The sequence below is a fragment of the Stenotrophomonas capsici genome (assembly GCF_034961085.1).
Classification (GTDB): Bacteria; Pseudomonadota; Gammaproteobacteria; order Xanthomonadales; family Xanthomonadaceae; genus Stenotrophomonas; species Stenotrophomonas capsici.
Map to the genome: position 1 here is coordinate 5,499 of NZ_JAYFUH010000087.1, position 16,726 is coordinate 22,224.

Sequence of the window (16,726 nt, forward strand, 5' to 3'; positions counted from 1 at the left end):
GAACACGCCGATGGCGATGCGCAGCAGCATCGGGATGCCCAGCCGGTCTTCCAGCAGGCGGCATAGGCAGCCGCTGACGAAGAACAGGAACAGCATGCCGATGCCCAGCGGGCGGGACAGGCGGTTGTAGTAGGCCCAGGTGCCGAACATGGCCAGGGCGGCCCAGATCCCGTGCTGGAACCAGGGCATCAACGGCGGGATGCACCACAGCAGGGCGATCACCGACCACAGGATGGCCGGCACCGCGACCACGTGGATGGCCTGGTTGGTTTCATTGCGGTGGTCGCCGGAGTAACTGGCGAAATAGCGGTCCACCGGACGCGCGGTACTCATGTCCATACTCCCTCCCGGATGTGGCCGGCAGAGCATAGCGCGCCTTCCCTACGGACGCGCATGGTTGCCCAGGCGCGCCCCCGGGGCGGGATCAGTCGAGGTGGATCCCGGCCAGCTTCTGCAGTGCCTCGGCGTATTTGTCGCGGGTACACCCGATCACCTCGGCCGGCAGCGTCGGGCCCGGCGCGGTCTTGCCCCAGTCCAGCGTCTCCAGGTAATCGCGGACGAACTGCTTGTCGTAGCTGGGCGGGCTGATGCCCACCTGGTACTCGTCGGCCGGCCAGTAGCGCGAGGAATCCGGGGTCAGCATCTCGTCCATGATGTACAGGCGGCCGTCGGCGTCGGTGCCGAACTCGAACTTGGTGTCGGCCAGCAGGATGCCGCGCTCGGCCGCGTACTCGGCGGCGAACTTGTAGATGCGCAGGGTGGCGTCACGCACCTTCTCGGCCAGGTCAGCGCCGACCGCCTTGACCATCGCGTCGAAGTCGATGTTCTCGTCGTGGTCACCGACGGCGGCCTTGGTGGACGGGGTGAAGATCGGCTCCGGCAGCTTCTCGGCCTGCTGCAGGCCATTGGGCAGCTGGATGCCACTGATCTTGCCGGTGCGCTGGTAGTCCTTCCAGCCACTGCCGATCAGGTAGCCACGGGCGATGGCTTCCACCGGGACCGGCTTGAGCTTCTTGGTCACCACCGCGCGCTTGGCGTACAGCGCCGGGTCCACGCCTTCGGGCAGCACGCTGGCCACGTCGATGCCGGTCAGGTGGTTGGGCATCAGGTGGGCGGTCTTGGCGAACCAGAAGTTGGAGACCTGGCACAGCATCTCGCCCTTGCCCGGGATCGGGTCGGGCAGCACCACGTCGAACGCGGACAGGCGGTCGGTGGCCACGATCAGCAGGTAGTCGCCCGGGGGAGTACCGGCAGGCAGGCGTTCGCGCGGGATATCAAACACATCACGCACCTTGCCGCGATGGCGCAAGGGCAGGCCGGGAAGATCGGATTGCAACAGCGTGGTTGGCACGGGCACTCCTGGGACTTGGCTATGAAGCCGCCGGCACGGAGGGACCCTTGGGGCCCGCGGCAGGACGGCGGGCGGCCTAGTGTAAAGCCGGATTGGGCCGCTGTGGCATAAAATGCAGGGCCCGCCCGCCCTGAATCGCCACCCCGCCCATGCGCTGGTACGGAAAACTGCTTGGTTTCATCGCCGGGGCCCTGCTTTTCAGGCCCAATCCGCTGTTTGGCGCGGTGATCGGCCTGTTGCTGGGGCATGCCTTCGACAGTGACTGGTTCAAGCTGGGCAAGGACCTCCCGTACCGTGAACTGGGGGTCACCCGCGACGCCACCGACGCCGAGATCGACCTGGCCTACCGCCGCCTGATCTCCCAGTACCACCCCGACAAAGTGGCCGGCGCCGCGCCTGAACTGCGCGAACAGGCCGAAAAGAAGGCGCGGCAGATCAACGCCGCCTACGACCGCATCAAAACCCTGCGCAAGCGCTGAAAGGCTTTCCCATGTCCAACTGCATCATCGCCCCGTCCATCCTGTCGGCCAACTTCGCCAAGCTGGGCGAGGAGGTCGACAACGTCATCGCCGCCGGTGCCGACTGGGTCCATTTCGACGTGATGGACAACCATTACGTGCCCAACCTGACCATCGGCCCGATGGTCTGCCAGGCGCTGCGCAAGCATGGCGTGACCGCGCCCATCGACGTGCACCTGATGGTCGAGCCGGTGGACCGCATCGTGCCGGACTTCGCCGAGGCCGGTGCCAGCCTGATCAGCTTCCACCCGGAGGCCAGCCGGCACGTGCACCGCACCATCCAGCTGATCAAGTCGCACGGCTGCAAGGCCGGCCTGGTGCTGAACCCGGCCACCCCGGTGGAAGTGCTGGACTGGGTGCTGGAAGACCTGGACCTGGTGCTGCTGATGTCGGTCAACCCGGGCTTCGGTGGCCAGGCCTTCATCCCGTCCACGCTGGACAAGCTGCGCGCGGTGCGCGCGATGATCGACAAGCTCGGCAAGCCGGTGCTGCTGGAAGTGGACGGTGGCGTGAAGGCCGACAACATCGGGCAGATCGCCGCCGCCGGTGCCGATGCCTTCGTCGCCGGTTCGGCCATCTTCAATGCGCCGGACTATGCCGAGGTGATCGCGAAGATGCGCGGCAACGTCGCGGCGGCGCGGGGCTGACCCGTGGCTGCGCGCGGCTTGCAGATCCGTCCGGCCACCGCCGATGACGCAGGCCTGATCCTGCATTTCATCCGCGAGCTGGCCATCTACGAGAAAGCCGAATCCTCGGTGCAGACCGACGAGGCCGGCATCCGCGCCAGCCTGTTCGGGCCGGACGCCAAGGCGCAGGCGCTGGTGTGCGAGCGTGACGGGCAGGCCATCGGCTACGCGGTGTTCTTCTACAACTATTCCACGTGGCTCGGCCGCAACGGCATCTACCTGGAAGACCTGTACGTGAGCCCGGAGCAGCGTGGCAGCGGTGCCGGCAAGGCGCTGCTCAAGCACATCGCGCGGTTGGCGGTGGCGCAGGGCTGTGGGCGCTTCGAATGGTCGGTGCTGGATTGGAACACGCCGGCCATCGCGTTCTACCGCGCCGCCGGCGCGTTGCCGCAGGACGAATGGACGGTCTACCGCCTGCAGGGGGATGCCCTGCGGCAGTTCGCCCAATCCGAATGAGGGAGAGTGCCGGGGCCGTGCGCGGCATCGGCCTTCCCGGCCATGTCCGGTGCAGCAGGGCTGCGCGCTGCCGGGCGGGGCAAAAAGAAAGCCGCAGTGCTGCCACTGCGGCCGGGGAATTCATTCGGAGGCTGATCCTGCCTCCATCCGTCGTCCTTGCTATGGACTCCCATTCTCCGGGGAGTTGATGACGGGCATGTGACATTCACCGGATGCATTGCCGGTGCCTGATAGCCTGCGCGCCTTCGATGGAGAGCCGCATGCCAACGCCCCCCTGGTTCCTGATCCTCAACGGCAAGTCCGCCGGCGATGACGCCGTGCGCGATGCGGTCGCGCGCGTACGTGACCGTGGCCAACCACTGTTGGTACGGGTGACCTGGGAAGCCGGTGATGCGGAGCGTTACGTGCACGAAGCCATCGCCGCGGATGCGGCGGTGATCGTTGCCGGCGGCGGGGATGGCACCTTGAGCGAGGTGGCCGAGGCACTGGCGCATACCGGCGAAGCAGCGGCCGCCTTGCCGGCGCTGTCACTGTTGCCGCTGGGCACGGCCAACGACTTCGCCACGGCAACGGGCATCCCGGTCGAGCCATTGGCGGCGCTGGATCTGATCAGCAGCAGCGGCGCACGGCCGATCGACCTGTTGCAGGTGGACGGCGACGGTGCGGTGCATTGGTGCGCCAACCTGGCCAGCGGTGGCTTCGGCACCGAGGTCACGGTGGAGACCCACGACGGCCTGAAGAAGATGCTCGGCGGCCTGGCTTACGTCATCACCGGCATCGCCCGGCTGGGCAGGATCGAGCCGATCCGCGCCCGCATCCATGGCGAGGGCTTCCAGTGGGAAGGCGGCTTCATCGCGCTGGGCCTGGGCAACGGTCGCCAGGCCGGTGGCGGCCAGGTGCTGTGCCCGGACGCGGTGCTGGATGACGGCCTGCTGGAGCTGACCGTGGTTCCCGAGCTGTCCGGGGAGCTGGTGTCGACCCTGGGCACCCTGTTCAGCGACGGCAAGCACGCTGCACTGGAACAGGTGGCCGAACGCGCCCGGCTGCGTGAGGTCTGGATCGAGGCCGAGCGGCCGATGACCCTCAACCTGGACGGCGAACCCCTGCAGGCGCGCCGTTTCCATGTGCGCTGCGAGGCGGGGCGGGTACGGATGCATCTGCCGGCTCACACCCCCCTGCTGTCCGGATGAACCGTTTCCGTTGCAAGCAATGGATCATGCTGCGGACGCACACCGCGGCCCATTCTTGCGGTAGAGTTGCCCGGTGCCCATTCTGACGACCAAGCGTTCCCTTTCTTCCGCTCGCCGCTGGTGGCGATGGTGGCCCGTTGCCGTCGTCCGTCCCGCCACCGTCGTTTCCCGGAAGGAAAGCCGTCTTGATCTCGCAAGAGCAGTTCCAGCAGCAGGCCGCTGAAGGCCACACCCGCATCCCCGTCGTCCGCGAAGTGCTGTCCGACCTGGACACGCCGCTCTCGGTTTACCTCAAGCTCGCCGACGGCCCGTTCACCTATCTGTTCGAATCGGTCGAAGGCGGCGAGCGCTTCGGGCGCTATTCCATCATCGGCCTGCCGGCCCGCCGCATCTACAGCTTCCGTGGCCACACGCTGGAGACCAGCGAGCTGGGCGAGGTGATCGAGCGCCGCGACGTCGCTGACCCGTTGGCCGAGGTGGAGGTGCTGCGCGCCCAGCATTCGGTGCCGCAGTTCGAAGGCCTGCCGGGCTTCACCGGTGGCCTGGTCGGCTGGTTCGGCTTTGAATGCATCCAGTACATCGAGCCGCACCTGGGTGCCGGCGACAAGCCTGACGAGCTGGGCACGCCGGACATCCTGCTGATGCTCTCCGAAGAGCTGGCGGTGTTCGACAACCTCAAGGGCCGGCTGTACCTGATCGTGCATGCCGATCCATCACAGCCGCAGGCGTGGGCGCGCGCCAACCGTCGCCTCGACGAACTGGCGCACCGGCTGCGTCAGGGCGGCGCCGGCTACCCGCAGGCGCAGGTGTCCGATGCGATCGACGAGCAGGACTTCAAGTCCTCCTTCACCCGCGAGCAGTACCACGACGTGGTGCGCAAGGCGCAGGAGTACGTGCGCGCCGGCGACATCTTCCAGGTGGTGCCCAGCCAGCGCCTGCGGGTGCCGTTCCGCGCGCGCCCGATCGACGTGTACCGCGCGCTGCGCGCGTTGAACCCGTCGCCGTACATGTACTTCATCGATGTCGGTGGCACCCAGGTGGTGGGTTCCTCGCCGGAGATCCTGGCGCGCCTGCGCGATGGCGTGGTCACCGTGCGCCCGATCGCCGGCACCCGCCCGCGTGGCGCCACCCCGGAACTGGACCAGGCGCTGGAGGCCGAGCTGTTGGCCGATCCGAAGGAACGCGCCGAGCACGTGATGCTGATCGACCTGGGCCGCAACGACGTCGGTCGCATCGCCGAGCCCGGTACGGTCAAGGTGGGCGAGCAGTTCGTGATCGAGCGCTACAGCCACGTCATGCACATCGTCAGCGAAGTCACCGGCACGCTGAAGGCCGGGTTGAGCTACAGCGATGTGTTGCGCGCGACCTTCCCGGCCGGCACCGTCAGCGGCGCGCCGAAGATCCGTGCGCTGGAGATCATCCGCGAGCTGGAGCCGGTCAAGCGCAACGTGTACTCCGGCGCGGTCGGTTACATCGGCTGGCACGGTGATGCCGACACCGCCATCGCCATCCGCACCGCGGTGATCCAGGACGGCCACCTGTACGTACAGGCCGGTGGCGGCGTGGTCTACGACTCCGACCCGGATGCCGAGTGGCACGAAACCATGAACAAGGGCCGTGCGTTGTTCCGCGCGGTGGCGCAGGCGGCGAAGGGGCTGTGATGCCTGCCTTCTGTCGTTCCCCGGATGTCTGACTTCGACCATCAAGGAGATACGTTGATGCCACGGATAGTGCCGCGTTTTCTTTTCACCGTGCTGTTGATGCTGCCGTTGGCCGGCATGGCGCAGGTCAATAGCCTGCCGTCGCAACCGCACCTGCTGGTGAAGGGGCAGGCCAGCCAGGAAGTGGTCCCGGATCAGTTCGGGATCAGCATCGTCCTGCGTTCGATCGACAAAGCCCCCTCGGTGGCGAGAGAGAAAGCGCAGGCCAACGCCGCGCAGGTGCTGGCAGCATTCAAGGCACAGCATGCGCTGAGCGAGAGCGTGCAGGCATCGGCGCTGAGTATCGGGCCGGAGTATCGATACGAAAACAATGCACAGGTGTTCGTGGGGACCAAGGTCGAGCGTTCGCTGTCGGCGAAGTTCGGTTCGCTGGAGGATGTGCGGCACCTGCTCGCCAGCTTGAAGACCAGCGAAGAGCTGCAGGTGTCCGGCATCACCACCGGCTTCAAGGATGAGGCCAAGGTGCGTGCCGGGCTGAAGCGCCAGGCGGCTGAACAGACGCGGGAGACTGCGCGCAGGCTTGCCGAGTCCTACGGTGTGCGCCTGGGTGGGCTGTACACCATTTCCGAGGTGGCGCCGAGCTTTGCCTATGGCGTTCAAGCGGGCACGTGGCCACTTGAGCGCGGCTCCGGCGGATTGCCATCGCCGCCTGTGCCGCCAACCGACCTTGCAGTCAATGCGCGCGCGGCAGATGGCTTTTTCTCGGAGTCTCTGGAAGCCGGCAGTCTCACCCTTTCCGAAAATGTCTACGCGATCTTCCTGATCGCCCAATGAGCCTATTTCCATGCTGTTGATGATCGACAACTACGACAGCTTCACCTTCAACCTCGTGCAGTACCTGCAGATGCTCGGTGCCGATGTGAAGGTGGTGCGCAATGACGTGATGAGCGTCGAGCAGATCGCCGCGCTCAAGCCGTCGCACATCGTGGTCTCGCCAGGGCCGAAGACGCCCAACGAAGCCGGCGTGTCGCTGGAGGTGATCCGCCAGCTCGGCCCGAGCATCCCGGTGTTCGGCGTGTGCCTGGGCCACCAGAGCATTGGTCAGGTGTACGGCGGTGACGTGATCCGCGCCAGCAACATCATGCACGGCAAGACCTCGCCGATCCGGCACGAGGGCAAGGGCGTGTTCGCCGGTCTGCCGGACCGCTACGAGGCCACCCGCTACCACTCGCTGGTGGTGGACAAGGCCACGCTGCCGGCCGAGCTGGAGATCACCGCCTGGACCGAGAACCCGGACGGCTCGATGGAGGAAATCATGGGCCTGCGCCATCGCCGGTATCCCGTGGAAGGCGTGCAGTTCCATCCCGAATCCATCCTCACCCAGCACGGCCATGCGCTGATGAAGAACTTCCTGGACCGCACGGCATGATGATCGAGCCGTCCCAGCTGCTGTTGTTCATGCTGGCCGGCTGGGTGCTGAACCTGACCCCGGGCCCGGACGTGCTTTACATCATCAGCCGTTCGCTGCGTGGCGGGCGCCGTGCCGGCTTTGCCGCGGTGGCCGGCATCAGCACCGGTTGCCTGGTCCACGTGGCGCTGGCATCACTGGGGCTGGGCGTGCTGCTGGCCACTTCGGCGACGTTGTTCATGGTGGTCAAGGGCGTCGGCGCCGCCTACCTGCTGTGGGTAGGCGTGCGCCTGCTGCTGGCCAAGGGCGGCGCGGACACCCTGCAACAAGGCGTGGATGCCGGCGGCGGCGCGGGCTCGTGGTGGCAGGTGTTCGCCGGTGGCTTCCTGACCAATGTGCTGAACCCGAAGGTGGTGCTGTTCTTCCTGGCCTTCCTGCCGCAGTTCATCTCGCCGTCGGTGCAGAACAAGACGCTGGCCTTCGCCATGCTCGGGCTGATCTTCACCGTCAACGCGCTGCCGATCACCGCGCTCTACGTGCTGGCGGCCGACCGCATGCGCAGCAGTCGCTGGGCCGCGCGCGGCATGCAGTGGCTGGACAAGGTGGCCGGCGTGCTGTTCATCGGCTTTGGCGTGCGCCTGGCATTGAGCGCGAGGCCGGTGCCGTGAGTGATGCCGACCTGCGCTTGTTCGTGGTGATGCTGGGTGGGCGCCATGCCCGCGCCAACACCGAAGTGCACGACGTCGTGTTCGCCGTGGCACCCAGCATCGAGCAGAGCTACCCGCAGCTGCGCCAGCAATGGTTCGGCGATGCGGCAGGGCTGCACCTGGATTCGTGGATGACCGTCGATGGGGTGGAGCAGTGGCAGGTGCGCCTGTCCACCGAAGCGCCCGCCGCCGAGGCACCCCGGCTGTACTTCGTGAACCTCGGTGGCTACGTTGCCGGCGAGTTCGGCGAGGCCCATCGCTACCTGCTGGTGGTCGCCGGCGACAGCGTCGATGCCAAGCGCAAGGCGCTGGCGCAGGCCGAAGCGGAGTGGATCAAGCCGCACCGTGACGCGCTGCTGGACGTGGACAGCTGCCTGCCGGTCGGCCCGATCGGCGGCCTGCACGTGCAGCTGCTGCCGGGCCCGCATGCCGGCATCCACAGCCAAAGCGACTACATCGTTATTTCCTGATTCCTGGAGTTGTCATGACCCTCACCGCGCAGGAAGCCCTGCAACGCACCATCGAGCACCGCGAGATCTTCTTCGACGAGATGGTCGACCTGATGCGCCAGATCATGCGCGGGGAAGTCTCGCCGACCATGACCGCGGCCATCCTCACCGGCTTGCGGGTGAAGAAGGAGACGGTCGGTGAGATCGCCGGCGCGGCCACGGTGATGCGCGAGTTCGCGTTGCCGGTGGCGGTGCAGGACAAGACCCACCTGGTCGACATCGTCGGCACCGGCGGCGATGGCTCGCATACCTTCAACATCTCCACCTGCTCGATGTTCGTGGTGGCCGCGGCCGGCGCCAAGGTGGCCAAGCACGGCAACCGCAGCGTGTCCTCCAAGTCCGGCAGCGCCGATGCGGTGGAGGCGCTGGGCGCGATCATCGAACTCAACCCGGGGCAGGTCGCGCAGGCCATCGAGCAGACCGGCATCGGCTTCATGTTCGCGCCGATGCACCACCCGGCGATGAAGGTGGTGGCACCGGTGCGCCGCGAGATGGGCGTGCGCACCATCTTCAACATCCTTGGCCCGCTGACCAACCCGGTCGGGGCCACCAACATCCTGATGGGTGTGTTCCATCCCGACCTGGTCGGCATCCAGGCGCGCGTGCTGCGCGAGCTTGGTGCCGAGCGCGCGCTGGTGGTGTGGGGACGCGACAACATGGACGAGATCTCGCTGGGGGCCGGCACGCTGGTCGGCGAACTGCGCGATGGCAAGGTGCGCGAGTACGAGATCCATCCGGAGGACTTCGGCATCGCCATGTCCGCCAGCCGCAACCTGAAGGTCACCAACCCGGAAGAGTCCATCGCCATGCTGCGCGGCGTGCTCGACAATGTGCCGGGCCCGGCCAATGACATCGTCGCGCTCAATGCCGGCGCGGCGCTGTACGTGGCCGGCGTGGCCGACAGCATCGCCGATGGCCTGGCCCGTGCCCGCGCGGTGATCGCCGATGGCAGTGCCCGCGCCCGTATGGAACAGTACGTGGCCGCCACGCGCCGGCTGGCCGCTGTCATTTGAACCCCGGCTCGCCCCGGTCCTCCCGATCACCCGCGCCCGCAACGCCCGTCTTCCAGGAAGCAGAACCATGAGCGACATCCTCAACACCATCCTCGCCCGCAAGTCGCAGGAGGTGGCGCAGCGCAGCGCCCGCGTGCCGCTGGCCGAGTTGAAGGCGCGCGTGGCCGACGCCTCGCCGGTGCGCGGCTTCGCCAATGCGCTGCAGGCGGCCATCGCCAACGGCGACCCGGCGGTGATCGCCGAGGTCAAGAAGGCCAGCCCATCCAAGGGCGTGATCCGCCCGGACTTCCGCCCGGGCGAGATCGCGGTGAGCTACGAGTTCGGCGGCGCCAGCTGCCTGTCGGTGCTGACCGACGTGGACTTCTTCCAGGGCGCCGACGCCTACCTGCAGGAAGCGCGCGAGGCCTGCACGCTGCCGGTGCTGCGCAAGGATTTCGTCATCGACCCCTACCAGGTGGTCGAGGCGCGCGTGCTGGGTGCCGACTGCATCCTGCTGATCGTCTCGGCGCTGGATGACCGCCAACTGGCCGAACTGTCCGACCTGGCGATGCAGCTGGGCATGGACGTGCTGGTCGAGGTGCATGACATCGACGAGCTGGAGCGTGCCATCCAGGTACCGGTGCCGCTGGTGGGCATCAACAACCGCAACCTGCGCACCTTCGAGGTCTCGCTGCAGACCACGTTGGCGATGAAGGATGCGGTGCCGCGTGACCGCCTGCTGGTCACCGAAAGCGGCATCCTCGGCCCGGCCGACGTGGCGACCATGCGCGGGGCAGGCGTCAATGCCTTCCTGGTCGGTGAGGCCTTCATGCGGGTCGAAGAGCCGGGCGAGGGCCTGCGTCAGCTATTCTTCCCGGCATGACCGAGTCCTATCCTGTTCCCCGCGACGATGCCCCGCTGGTCGTCTTCGATTTCGATCACACGCTCTACGACGGTGATTCCGGCAGCCACCTGTTCACCTGGCTGATCAAGCGCAACCCGCTGCGGATGCTGGCCGCGCTGCTGATCACGCCCATCGCCGGCCCGCTGGTGGCGATGCTGCCGACCCGCCGCATCGGGATCTCCGCCTATGTGTGGGTGGCCACCTTCGGCCTGCACAAGGCACGCGAGTTCAACAGCGTGATCGACCAGTACGTGCTCAGGCACGAGGCGGAAATCCGCCGCAAGCTGCTGCCGCACGCGCTGGACGTGTTTGCCGCCCATCGCCGTGCCGGCGACCGGGTGGTGGTGGCCACCGGCGCGCCACCGGAACTTGCCCGCGCCATCCTGGCCTTCGTCGCCCAGCAGGGCGTGCCGGTGATCGGCAGCGAGGTTGGCCCGCGCCTGGGCGCGGTGGGTGCCACCCGCCACTGCCACAACGAGGAAAAGATGCGCATGCTGCGCGAGCGCGGCTATGGCGACATCGCCATCGCCTATTCGGACAGCACCGCCGACCTGCCGCTGCTCAAGGCCGCCAAGGCCCCGGTGGTGGTCAATCCCAAGCATTCGCGCGTGGCGTACTTCGGCAAGGTGCTGCCGGCCGGCACGCCGATCCTCAACTGGGGCTGCGTCGGCCGCGGCGGCGATCCGCTGCCGAAGTAACGAACGGCATTCCCCCGCGCGGGGTGAAGGCATGCGGCTTGCGAGCCGTTGGCCCGTGCATGGCCGAACGCCACGCGCGCAGTGCGTGGCCGGGGCGCGCAGCGAGGTGCGCAACGCGCGGATGTGCGGCTTCTGTGCTCAGCCGGCGCGCAGCTTCATCACCGCCATGCCGATCTGGAACAGGCTGATCGACAGCACCAGCACGCCCACGGCGACCAGCACCCAGCGCTCCTTGACCCGCTTCACCAGCAGCGCCGCCACCGGCGCGGCCATCATCCCGCCGACCAGCAGGCCGGCGACGATGGACAGGTGCTGCAGCCCCATCGAGAGCAGGAAGGTGATCGAGATCGACAGCGTCACCACGAATTCGGCCGCGTTGACCGAGCCGATGGTGGTGCGCGCCTGCCCGCCGCGGGCCAGCAGGGTGGAGGTGGCCACCGGGCCCCAGCCGCCGCCACCGCTGGCGTCCAGCAGGCCGGCGAAGAAGCCCAGCACCGGTACCCGCTTCACTTCCTGGCGCGGTGCGAACCTGCCGGCCGCACGGGCCAGGATGAAGACCGCCAGCACCAGCAGGTAAAGATAGATGAACGGCCGGACCACCTCGCCGGGCAGCTGGGTGAGCACATAGGCCCCGATCGCCCCGCCGACCGCGCCGGACACGGCCAGGCGCAGGAACAGCCGCTTGTCGACGTTGCCGGCGACCAGGTGCGAGACCCCGGACGCGCCGGTGGTGAACACCTCGGCGGTATGGATGCTGGCGCTGACCGCCGCCGGTGGCAGCCCCATGCTCAGCAGGACCGAGGACGAAATCAGTCCGAACGCCATCCCCAGCGCGCCGTCCACGAGTTGGGCGCCCAGGCCGATCAGGATGAACCAGTAAAACTCGGTGCCGAATTCCATTCCCTGAGCCTGCGGGCTGGGGCAGGGCAGGTCAAGGTGCAGCGCCCAGGCTGACCGGCTTCAGTGACAGTGGCGGGCCGGGGGTAACGCTCCGGCAACGTCGTGGTCGTGGCCTACGGGCAAGCGACCGTGGGCGGTGCGGTTGTCGGCGCGATGGACCTGTCGGCCCTTTGCGGCAAAGGGCGTGAGGGTGTGAGATTCAACGGGGCGCCCAATGTTCGCCCCCTGTAGCAAACATCGGGTGGGGTGGGTCGGGCTCAGCGCGTTCCGTACAGGACCACGGTCTTGCCGCGGGCATGCAGCAGCCCGTCGGCCTGCAGCTTCTTCAGCACGCGCCCGGCCATTTCACGGGAGCAGCCGACCAGTCGGGCGATCTCCTGGCGGGAGACGCGCAGCTGGGTGCCCTGCGGATGGCTCATCGACTCCGGCTCCTTGGCCAGGTCGTGCAGGGTGCGGACGATGCGGTCGGTCACGTCCAGGAAGGCCAGGCGGCTGGCCTTGCGGCTGGTGTGCAGCAGCCGGCGGGAGATCTGCGAGCCGATGGCGTACAGCAGCTTCGGCGCGTCGGTGGACAGCGGCCCCAGGAACAGCTGGTGCAGCCGCTCGTAGCTGATTTCGGCCAGCTCGCACGGCGTGCGGGTACGCAGGATGACTTCACGCTTTTCCGACTCGATGAACAGGCCCATTTCGCCGACGAACTCGCCGGCGCCGAAGTAGCCCAGCACCAGCTCCCGGTCATCTTCCTCCTCGGCGATGATGCTGACCGAGCCGCTGACCACGTAGTACATGGTCCCGGCGGGGTCGCCCGGGCGGAACACATCGGTGCGGGCCGGATAGCGCCGGCGGTGGCTATGGGCCAGGAAGCGGTCGATGGTCGCGATATCCAGCGCAAGCGGGCTGGAGGCGAGGCGCACATTGGTCACAGTGTTTGTGTTCCCAGGGCTCATGTTTGGAGTCCATAAATGAATGAACTTGACGGAGTTCACAAAAAGAATGAACTTGCTTAATGGGCAAGCTTAACGAGCCCGATCATAAGGGGCAAACGGCCTTACGTGGGAACCGTATCGCGGGGGGGAACTTTGCCCCATAATTCGCGCTTTCCACCATCTACAGGATCGACCGCCGTGGTCAAGCCTTTGCCTCGCCTGAGGTTGCAAGGATTCAACAACCTCACCAAGGCCCTGAGCTTCAACATCTATGACGTCTGCTATGCGCGTACCGAAGAGGAGCGCCAGCGTTATATCGAGTACATCGACGAGGAATACAACGCCGATCGTCTCACGCAGATTCTCACCGATGTGGCCGAGATCATCGGCGCAAACATCCTCAACATCGCGCGTCAGGATTATGACCCGCAGGGTGCATCGGTCACGATCCTCATTTCCGAGGAACCGGTGATCGACAAGAAGGCCGCCGGCAAGGAGCTGATCTCCGACGCCGTGGTCGCGCACATGGACAAGTCGCACATCACCGTGCATACCTACCCGGAGACCCATCCGCAGGAAGGTATCGCCACGTTCCGTGCCGACATCGACGTGGCCACCTGTGGCGTGATCTCGCCGCTGAAGGCACTGAACTACCTGATCGAGAGTCTGGAATCGGACATCGTGATCATGGATTACCGCGTGCGTGGCTTCACCCGTGACGTGAAGGGCAAGAAGCACTTCATCGACCACAAGATCAACTCGATCCAGAACTTCCTGGCCAAGAACATCAAGTCGCGCTACGAGATGTTCGACGTCAACGTCTACCAGGAAAACATCTTCCACACGAAGATGCACCTGAAGGACTTCGACCTGGACCAGTACCTGTTCGAAGAGAAGGCCAAGAACCTGTCGTTCAAGGAACGCATGAAGATCGAGGCGCTGCTGCGCCGTGAGATCGAAGAGCTCTTCCACGGCCGCAACCTGGCCGAGTAAGCACAGGCAACACCGGCGGGACGGCCCGCCCTGCAGTCACTGCAGAACGAAACCGACGGCGGCCCGGTGCGGAAGTACCGGGCCGCTTTGTTCTTGAATGAGGAAAACAACGATGCCCTGGATCTACCTGCTGCTCGCCGGCGTGTTCGAGATCGGCTTTGCACTGGGCCTGAAATACAGCGAAGGCTTCACCCGGCCGCTGCCCAGCGTGATCACCGTGGTGATGGCCGGCATCAGCCTGTGGCTGTTGACCCAGGCACTGCGCACCATTCCGGTGGGCACCGGCTATGCGGTATGGACGGGCATCGGCGCGATCGGCGTGGCCATCGCCGGCATGCTGCTGTTCGGCGACAGCACGTCGTGGCCGCGGCTGCTGTGCATCGCGCTGATCGTCTCCGGTGTCATCGGCCTGAAGCTGGTCAGCTGACCCGCAGTGCCGAGCCGGGCCCGGCAGGTTCTGCGGGCATGCCACGGCGGGTCATGGCGCGCCCTACCCGGAATCCAGGGAATGCCGAGCCACGCTCGGCATGGGCTTCACCGACATGTCGCAGCGAGGCATGACACCGGTCGACCGGGCTGTATCCCCCCCTGACGAATGTCTCAAATTCGATACGCCACCGACTTCATCGCCCGGGAGGCCAGGGCCATCACCGAGGGGATCGGGAACGGCAGCTTGCGCGCGCCGGCATGCTCGGCGTGTTCGGCATGGCGGGCCTCGTCGAGCTTCATCACCTTCAGGATCTCGCGGCTGCGCTGGTCGGCCGGCGGCAGGGTCTCCAGGTGCTCGTCCAGGTGCGCTTCGACCTGGCGCTCGGTCTCGACCACGAACCCCAGGTTCCAGCCATCCCCGCGCAGGCCGGCCAGGGTGCCGATGGTGTAACTGCCGGCATACCACAGCGGGTTGAACAGGCTGGGGCGGCTGCCCAGTTCGCGCAGGCGATCGGCGCACCAGCTCAGGTGATCGGTCTCCTCCTGTGCGGCCGCCAGCAGGTGTTCGCGCGTGGACGGGTCGCGGGCGACCGCCGCCTGGCCGAAGTACAGGCCCTGGGCGCAGACCTCGCCGACATGGTTGATCCGCATCAGGCCCGCTGCATGGCGGGTTTCGGCGGCGTCCAGCACCACCTCGGGGGTGTCGCCGGCCGGGTTCGGGCGTGCGGCCGGCGGATTGCCGAACACCGTGTCCAGGGCGCGCTGGGCTTCGGTCAGCAGGTGGTCCAGGGGCGTCTGTATGCGGGCAGCGGTCATGGCGGGCCGGTGGAGTGGGGTGGCCCGATTCTCGCCCCTGGTCCCTGGCCTGCCAAGGGCACCCGGGCCAGGGGTTGGGGATAACTTGCGCCGGCCCGGCGACCCCGGTACAATCCCGCGCTTCTGTTTCACCATTCACAACGCGTGGCAAAGTTCCGGTGGGATCCTCCGCCGCAATCCGCCCGACCTACCTTGAGTTCTTTATGAGCACTTTCACTGCAAAGAACGAGACCGTCCAGCGCGACTGGTACCTCGTTGACGCCGCCGGCAAGACGCTGGGCCGTCTGTCCACCGAGCTGGCTCGCCGCCTGCGTGGCAAGCACAAGCCGACCTACACCCCGCACGTTGACACCGGTGATTACCTGGTCGTCATCAATGCCGACAAGATCGCCGTCACCGGCAAGAAGCTGAAGGACAAGAAGTACCATCGCTTCACCGGCTACATCGGCAACCTGAAGACCGAAACCCTGGAGCAGGCGCTGGAGCGTCACCCGGAGCGCGTGATCGAGATCGCGGTCAAGGGCATGCTGCCGAAGGGCCCGCTGGGTCGTCAGATGTACCGCAAGCTCAAGGTCTACGCCGGCACTGAGCATCCGCACGCCGCACAGCAGCCGCAGGTTCTGGATATCTAATCATGGCTATCACTCAAAACTACGGCACTGGCCGCCGCAAGTCCTCCACCGCCCGCGTGTTCCTGCGCAAGGGCACCGGCAACATCACCGTCAACGGCCGTCCGCTGGACGAGTTCTTTGGCCGTGAGACCGCGCGCATGATCGTGCGCCAGCCGCTGGAACTGACCAAGAACACCGAGAGCTTCGACGTCATCGCCACCGCTGCTGGCGGCGGCACCACCGGCCAGGCCGGTGCGATCCGTCTGGGCATCGCGCGCGCTCTGGTCGAGTACGACGCAACCCTGAAGGTTGAACTGCGCAAGGCTGGCTTCGTGACCCGCGACGCCCGTGAAGTCGAGCGTAAGAAGGTCGGCCTGCACAAGGCACGTCGCGCCACCCAGTTCTCCAAGCGTTAATCGCCTTGGGTTGGGATTCTTCGGAATCCCCCTGGGAAAGCAAAAGCCCGGCTTCGGCCGGGCTTTTGTCGTTTCCGGGGTGTGGATCCGGCGCGGGTATCCGCCTTGCTGGAATCTTCCGGGCCCGGTCGATGCATAAAAAAAGACCCGATCTTTCGATCGGGTCTTTCGTGTCTGGCAGCCCCGGAAGGATTCGAACCTCCGAATGTCTGAGTCAGAGTCAGATGCCTTACCGCTTGGCGACGGGGCTGTGGTGCAGCGCGATTATCGCACATCCGGCCCGCTGGTTGGGCATTGGCGCGAGAGGGTGGAACAGAAAAGGCCTGATCTTTCGATCAGGCCTTTTTGTGTCTGGCAGCCCCGGAAGGATTCGAACCTCCGAATGTCTGAGTCAGAGTCAGATGCCTTACCGCTTGGCGACGGGGCTGTAGTGCAGGTGGAACCTGCGTTCCCATGGTGGCTATGGGTGGACTCGAACCACCGACCCCAGCATTATGAGTGCTGTGCTCTAACCGGCTGAGCTACATAGCCTTGGGAGCCGGTAATTCTGGTGGT

General features: G+C 66.4%; 21 protein-coding genes and 3 tRNA genes. 16 read left to right on the forward strand and 8 right to left on the reverse strand.

Annotated elements, in window-relative coordinates; all coding sequences use genetic code 11:
- Positions 1-339, reverse strand: a 339-nt coding sequence (locus tag VA603_RS08360; RefSeq protein WP_323438513.1) for an Mpo1 family 2-hydroxy fatty acid dioxygenase, incomplete at its 3' end; no start/stop codon positions are given.
- Between the two features lie 85 nt (positions 340-424).
- On the reverse strand, positions 425-1,351 hold the full coding sequence (locus tag VA603_RS08365; RefSeq protein ID WP_323438514.1) for a phosphoribosylaminoimidazolesuccinocarboxamide synthase: 927 nt from the start codon (positions 1,349-1,351) through the stop codon (positions 425-427).
- Between the two features lie 149 nt (positions 1,352-1,500).
- Between VA603_RS08365 and VA603_RS08370 the strand changes: the two genes are divergently transcribed.
- The 12 genes from VA603_RS08370 to VA603_RS08425 all read left to right on the forward strand — a co-directional run bounded on the left by VA603_RS08370 (position 1,501) and on the right by VA603_RS08425 (position 11,080).
- Positions 1,501-1,830 carry a J domain-containing protein gene (locus VA603_RS08370; protein WP_132863290.1) on the forward strand — a complete coding sequence of 110 codons (330 nt, stop codon included), beginning with the start codon at positions 1,501-1,503 and terminating at the stop codon, positions 1,828-1,830.
- Positions 1,831-1,841: 11 nt separating this feature from the next.
- On the forward strand, positions 1,842-2,516 hold the full coding sequence (gene rpe, locus VA603_RS08375) for a ribulose-phosphate 3-epimerase (RefSeq protein WP_132863292.1): 675 nt from the start codon (positions 1,842-1,844) through the stop codon (positions 2,514-2,516).
- Between the two features lie 18 nt (positions 2,517-2,534).
- Positions 2,535-3,011 carry a GNAT family N-acetyltransferase gene (locus tag VA603_RS08380; protein WP_323438515.1) on the forward strand — a complete coding sequence of 159 codons (477 nt, stop codon included), beginning with the start codon at positions 2,535-2,537 and terminating at the stop codon, positions 3,009-3,011.
- Positions 3,012-3,271: 260 nt separating this feature from the next.
- The gene (gene yegS, locus VA603_RS08385; RefSeq protein WP_323438516.1) at positions 3,272-4,201 is read left to right on the forward strand and encodes a lipid kinase YegS; all 930 of its coding nucleotides are present in this window, start codon (positions 3,272-3,274) and stop codon (positions 4,199-4,201) included.
- 185 nt (positions 4,202-4,386) lie between these two features.
- Positions 4,387-5,862 (forward strand): anthranilate synthase component I, encoded by a 1,476-nt coding sequence (gene trpE, locus VA603_RS08390; RefSeq protein WP_132863297.1) that lies wholly within the window; start codon positions 4,387-4,389, stop codon positions 5,860-5,862.
- Between the two features lie 24 nt (positions 5,863-5,886).
- Positions 5,887-6,696: an SIMPL domain-containing protein gene (locus VA603_RS08395; RefSeq protein ID WP_425603679.1), complete on the forward strand. Its 810-nt coding sequence runs from the start codon at positions 5,887-5,889 to the stop codon at positions 6,694-6,696.
- 10 nt (positions 6,697-6,706) lie between these two features.
- Positions 6,707-7,291, forward strand: a complete 585-nt coding sequence (locus VA603_RS08400) for an anthranilate synthase component II (RefSeq protein ID WP_323438517.1) — start codon at positions 6,707-6,709, stop codon at positions 7,289-7,291.
- The gene (locus VA603_RS08405; protein WP_313252959.1) at positions 7,291-7,938 is read left to right on the forward strand and encodes a LysE family translocator; all 648 of its coding nucleotides are present in this window, start codon (positions 7,291-7,293) and stop codon (positions 7,936-7,938) included. Before VA603_RS08400 ends, VA603_RS08405 begins: the two co-directional genes overlap by 1 nt.
- Complete coding sequence (locus tag VA603_RS08410; protein ID WP_323438518.1) at positions 7,935-8,447, forward strand: DUF1543 domain-containing protein; 513 nt, start codon at positions 7,935-7,937, stop codon at positions 8,445-8,447. Before VA603_RS08405 ends, VA603_RS08410 begins: the two co-directional genes overlap by 4 nt.
- Positions 8,448-8,461: 14 nt before the next feature.
- Complete coding sequence (trpD, locus tag VA603_RS08415; protein WP_132863307.1) at positions 8,462-9,499, forward strand: anthranilate phosphoribosyltransferase; 1,038 nt, start codon at positions 8,462-8,464, stop codon at positions 9,497-9,499.
- A 67-nt stretch (positions 9,500-9,566) separates the two neighbouring features.
- Positions 9,567-10,361, forward strand: a complete 795-nt coding sequence (trpC, locus tag VA603_RS08420) for an indole-3-glycerol phosphate synthase TrpC (RefSeq protein WP_132863308.1) — start codon at positions 9,567-9,569, stop codon at positions 10,359-10,361.
- The gene (locus tag VA603_RS08425) at positions 10,358-11,080 is read left to right on the forward strand and encodes a haloacid dehalogenase-like hydrolase (protein WP_323438519.1); all 723 of its coding nucleotides are present in this window, start codon (positions 10,358-10,360) and stop codon (positions 11,078-11,080) included. Before trpC ends, VA603_RS08425 begins: the two co-directional genes overlap by 4 nt.
- Positions 11,081-11,218: 138 nt before the next feature.
- Here VA603_RS08425 and VA603_RS08430 read toward each other — a convergent pair whose 3' ends face one another.
- Together VA603_RS08430 and crp are read right to left on the reverse strand one after the other, a co-directional pair.
- Entirely contained in the window at positions 11,219-11,980 is a 762-nt protein-coding gene (locus tag VA603_RS08430; RefSeq protein WP_323438520.1) for a sulfite exporter TauE/SafE family protein, read from the reverse strand.
- Between the two features lie 257 nt (positions 11,981-12,237).
- Positions 12,238-12,927 (reverse strand): cAMP-activated global transcriptional regulator CRP, encoded by a 690-nt coding sequence (gene crp / locus VA603_RS08435; protein WP_132863313.1) that lies wholly within the window; start codon positions 12,925-12,927, stop codon positions 12,238-12,240.
- Between the two features lie 177 nt (positions 12,928-13,104).
- Here crp and speD point away from each other — a divergent pair, with 177 nt between their 5' ends.
- Together speD and VA603_RS08445 are read left to right on the forward strand one after the other, a co-directional pair.
- Complete coding sequence (gene speD, locus VA603_RS08440; RefSeq protein ID WP_054667806.1) at positions 13,105-13,899, forward strand: adenosylmethionine decarboxylase; 795 nt, start codon at positions 13,105-13,107, stop codon at positions 13,897-13,899.
- A gap of 112 nt (positions 13,900-14,011) precedes the next feature.
- Entirely contained in the window at positions 14,012-14,326 is a 315-nt protein-coding gene (locus tag VA603_RS08445; RefSeq protein ID WP_132863314.1) for a DMT family transporter, read from the forward strand.
- A 173-nt stretch (positions 14,327-14,499) separates the two neighbouring features.
- Here VA603_RS08445 and coq7 read toward each other — a convergent pair whose 3' ends face one another.
- The gene (coq7, locus tag VA603_RS08450) at positions 14,500-15,144 is read right to left on the reverse strand and encodes a 2-polyprenyl-3-methyl-6-methoxy-1,4-benzoquinone monooxygenase (RefSeq protein WP_132863316.1); all 645 of its coding nucleotides are present in this window, start codon (positions 15,142-15,144) and stop codon (positions 14,500-14,502) included.
- A gap of 203 nt (positions 15,145-15,347) precedes the next feature.
- Here coq7 and rplM point away from each other — a divergent pair, with 203 nt between their 5' ends.
- Both rplM and rpsI read left to right on the forward strand, forming a co-directional pair.
- A complete protein-coding gene (rplM, locus tag VA603_RS08455; RefSeq protein WP_323438521.1) occupies positions 15,348-15,776 on the forward strand; it encodes a 50S ribosomal protein L13 in 429 nt (142 codons plus the stop codon).
- Between the two features lie 2 nt (positions 15,777-15,778).
- Complete coding sequence (gene rpsI / locus VA603_RS08460; protein ID WP_132863318.1) at positions 15,779-16,171, forward strand: 30S ribosomal protein S9; 393 nt, start codon at positions 15,779-15,781, stop codon at positions 16,169-16,171.
- 175 nt (positions 16,172-16,346) lie between these two features.
- On the opposite strand, the gene VA603_RS08465 is transcribed toward rpsI, so the two are convergent.
- From VA603_RS08465 to VA603_RS08475, 3 genes are all read right to left on the reverse strand, one after another.
- Positions 16,347-16,421 (reverse strand) — tRNA-Gln (locus VA603_RS08465).
- Between the two features lie 102 nt (positions 16,422-16,523).
- Positions 16,524-16,598 (reverse strand) — tRNA-Gln (locus VA603_RS08470).
- Between the two features lie 27 nt (positions 16,599-16,625).
- Positions 16,626-16,702 (reverse strand) — tRNA-Met (locus VA603_RS08475).
- Positions 16,703-16,726: the final 24 nt, after the last annotated feature.

Bases quoted from the DNA above. Each gene is read 5' to 3' on its own strand.
- VA603_RS08370 (WP_132863290.1), top strand. From the start codon at position 1,501: ATGCGCTGGTACGGAAAACTGCTTGGTTTCATCGCCGGGGCCCTGCTT.
- rpe (WP_132863292.1), top strand. From the start codon at position 1,842: ATGTCCAACTGCATCATCGCCCCGTCCATCCTGTCGGCCAACTTCGCC.
- yegS (WP_323438516.1), top strand. From the start codon at position 3,272: ATGCCAACGCCCCCCTGGTTCCTGATCCTCAACGGCAAGTCCGCCGGC.
- VA603_RS08395 (WP_425603679.1), top strand. From the start codon at position 5,887: ATGTCTGACTTCGACCATCAAGGAGATACGTTGATGCCACGGATAGTG.
- VA603_RS08400 (WP_323438517.1), top strand. From the start codon at position 6,707: ATGCTGTTGATGATCGACAACTACGACAGCTTCACCTTCAACCTCGTG.
- VA603_RS08405 (WP_313252959.1), top strand. From the start codon at position 7,291: ATGATCGAGCCGTCCCAGCTGCTGTTGTTCATGCTGGCCGGCTGGGTG.
- trpD (WP_132863307.1), top strand. From the start codon at position 8,462: ATGACCCTCACCGCGCAGGAAGCCCTGCAACGCACCATCGAGCACCGC.
- trpC (WP_132863308.1), top strand. From the start codon at position 9,567: ATGAGCGACATCCTCAACACCATCCTCGCCCGCAAGTCGCAGGAGGTG.
- VA603_RS08425 (WP_323438519.1), top strand. From the start codon at position 10,358: ATGACCGAGTCCTATCCTGTTCCCCGCGACGATGCCCCGCTGGTCGTC.
- VA603_RS08430 (WP_323438520.1), bottom strand. From the start codon at position 11,980: ATGGAATTCGGCACCGAGTTTTACTGGTTCATCCTGATCGGCCTGGGC.
- crp (WP_132863313.1), bottom strand. From the start codon at position 12,927: ATGAGCCCTGGGAACACAAACACTGTGACCAATGTGCGCCTCGCCTCC.
- VA603_RS08445 (WP_132863314.1), top strand. From the start codon at position 14,012: ATGCCCTGGATCTACCTGCTGCTCGCCGGCGTGTTCGAGATCGGCTTT.
- coq7 (WP_132863316.1), bottom strand. From the start codon at position 15,144: ATGACCGCTGCCCGCATACAGACGCCCCTGGACCACCTGCTGACCGAA.
- rplM (WP_323438521.1), top strand. From the start codon at position 15,348: ATGAGCACTTTCACTGCAAAGAACGAGACCGTCCAGCGCGACTGGTAC.
- rpsI (WP_132863318.1), top strand. From the start codon at position 15,779: ATGGCTATCACTCAAAACTACGGCACTGGCCGCCGCAAGTCCTCCACC.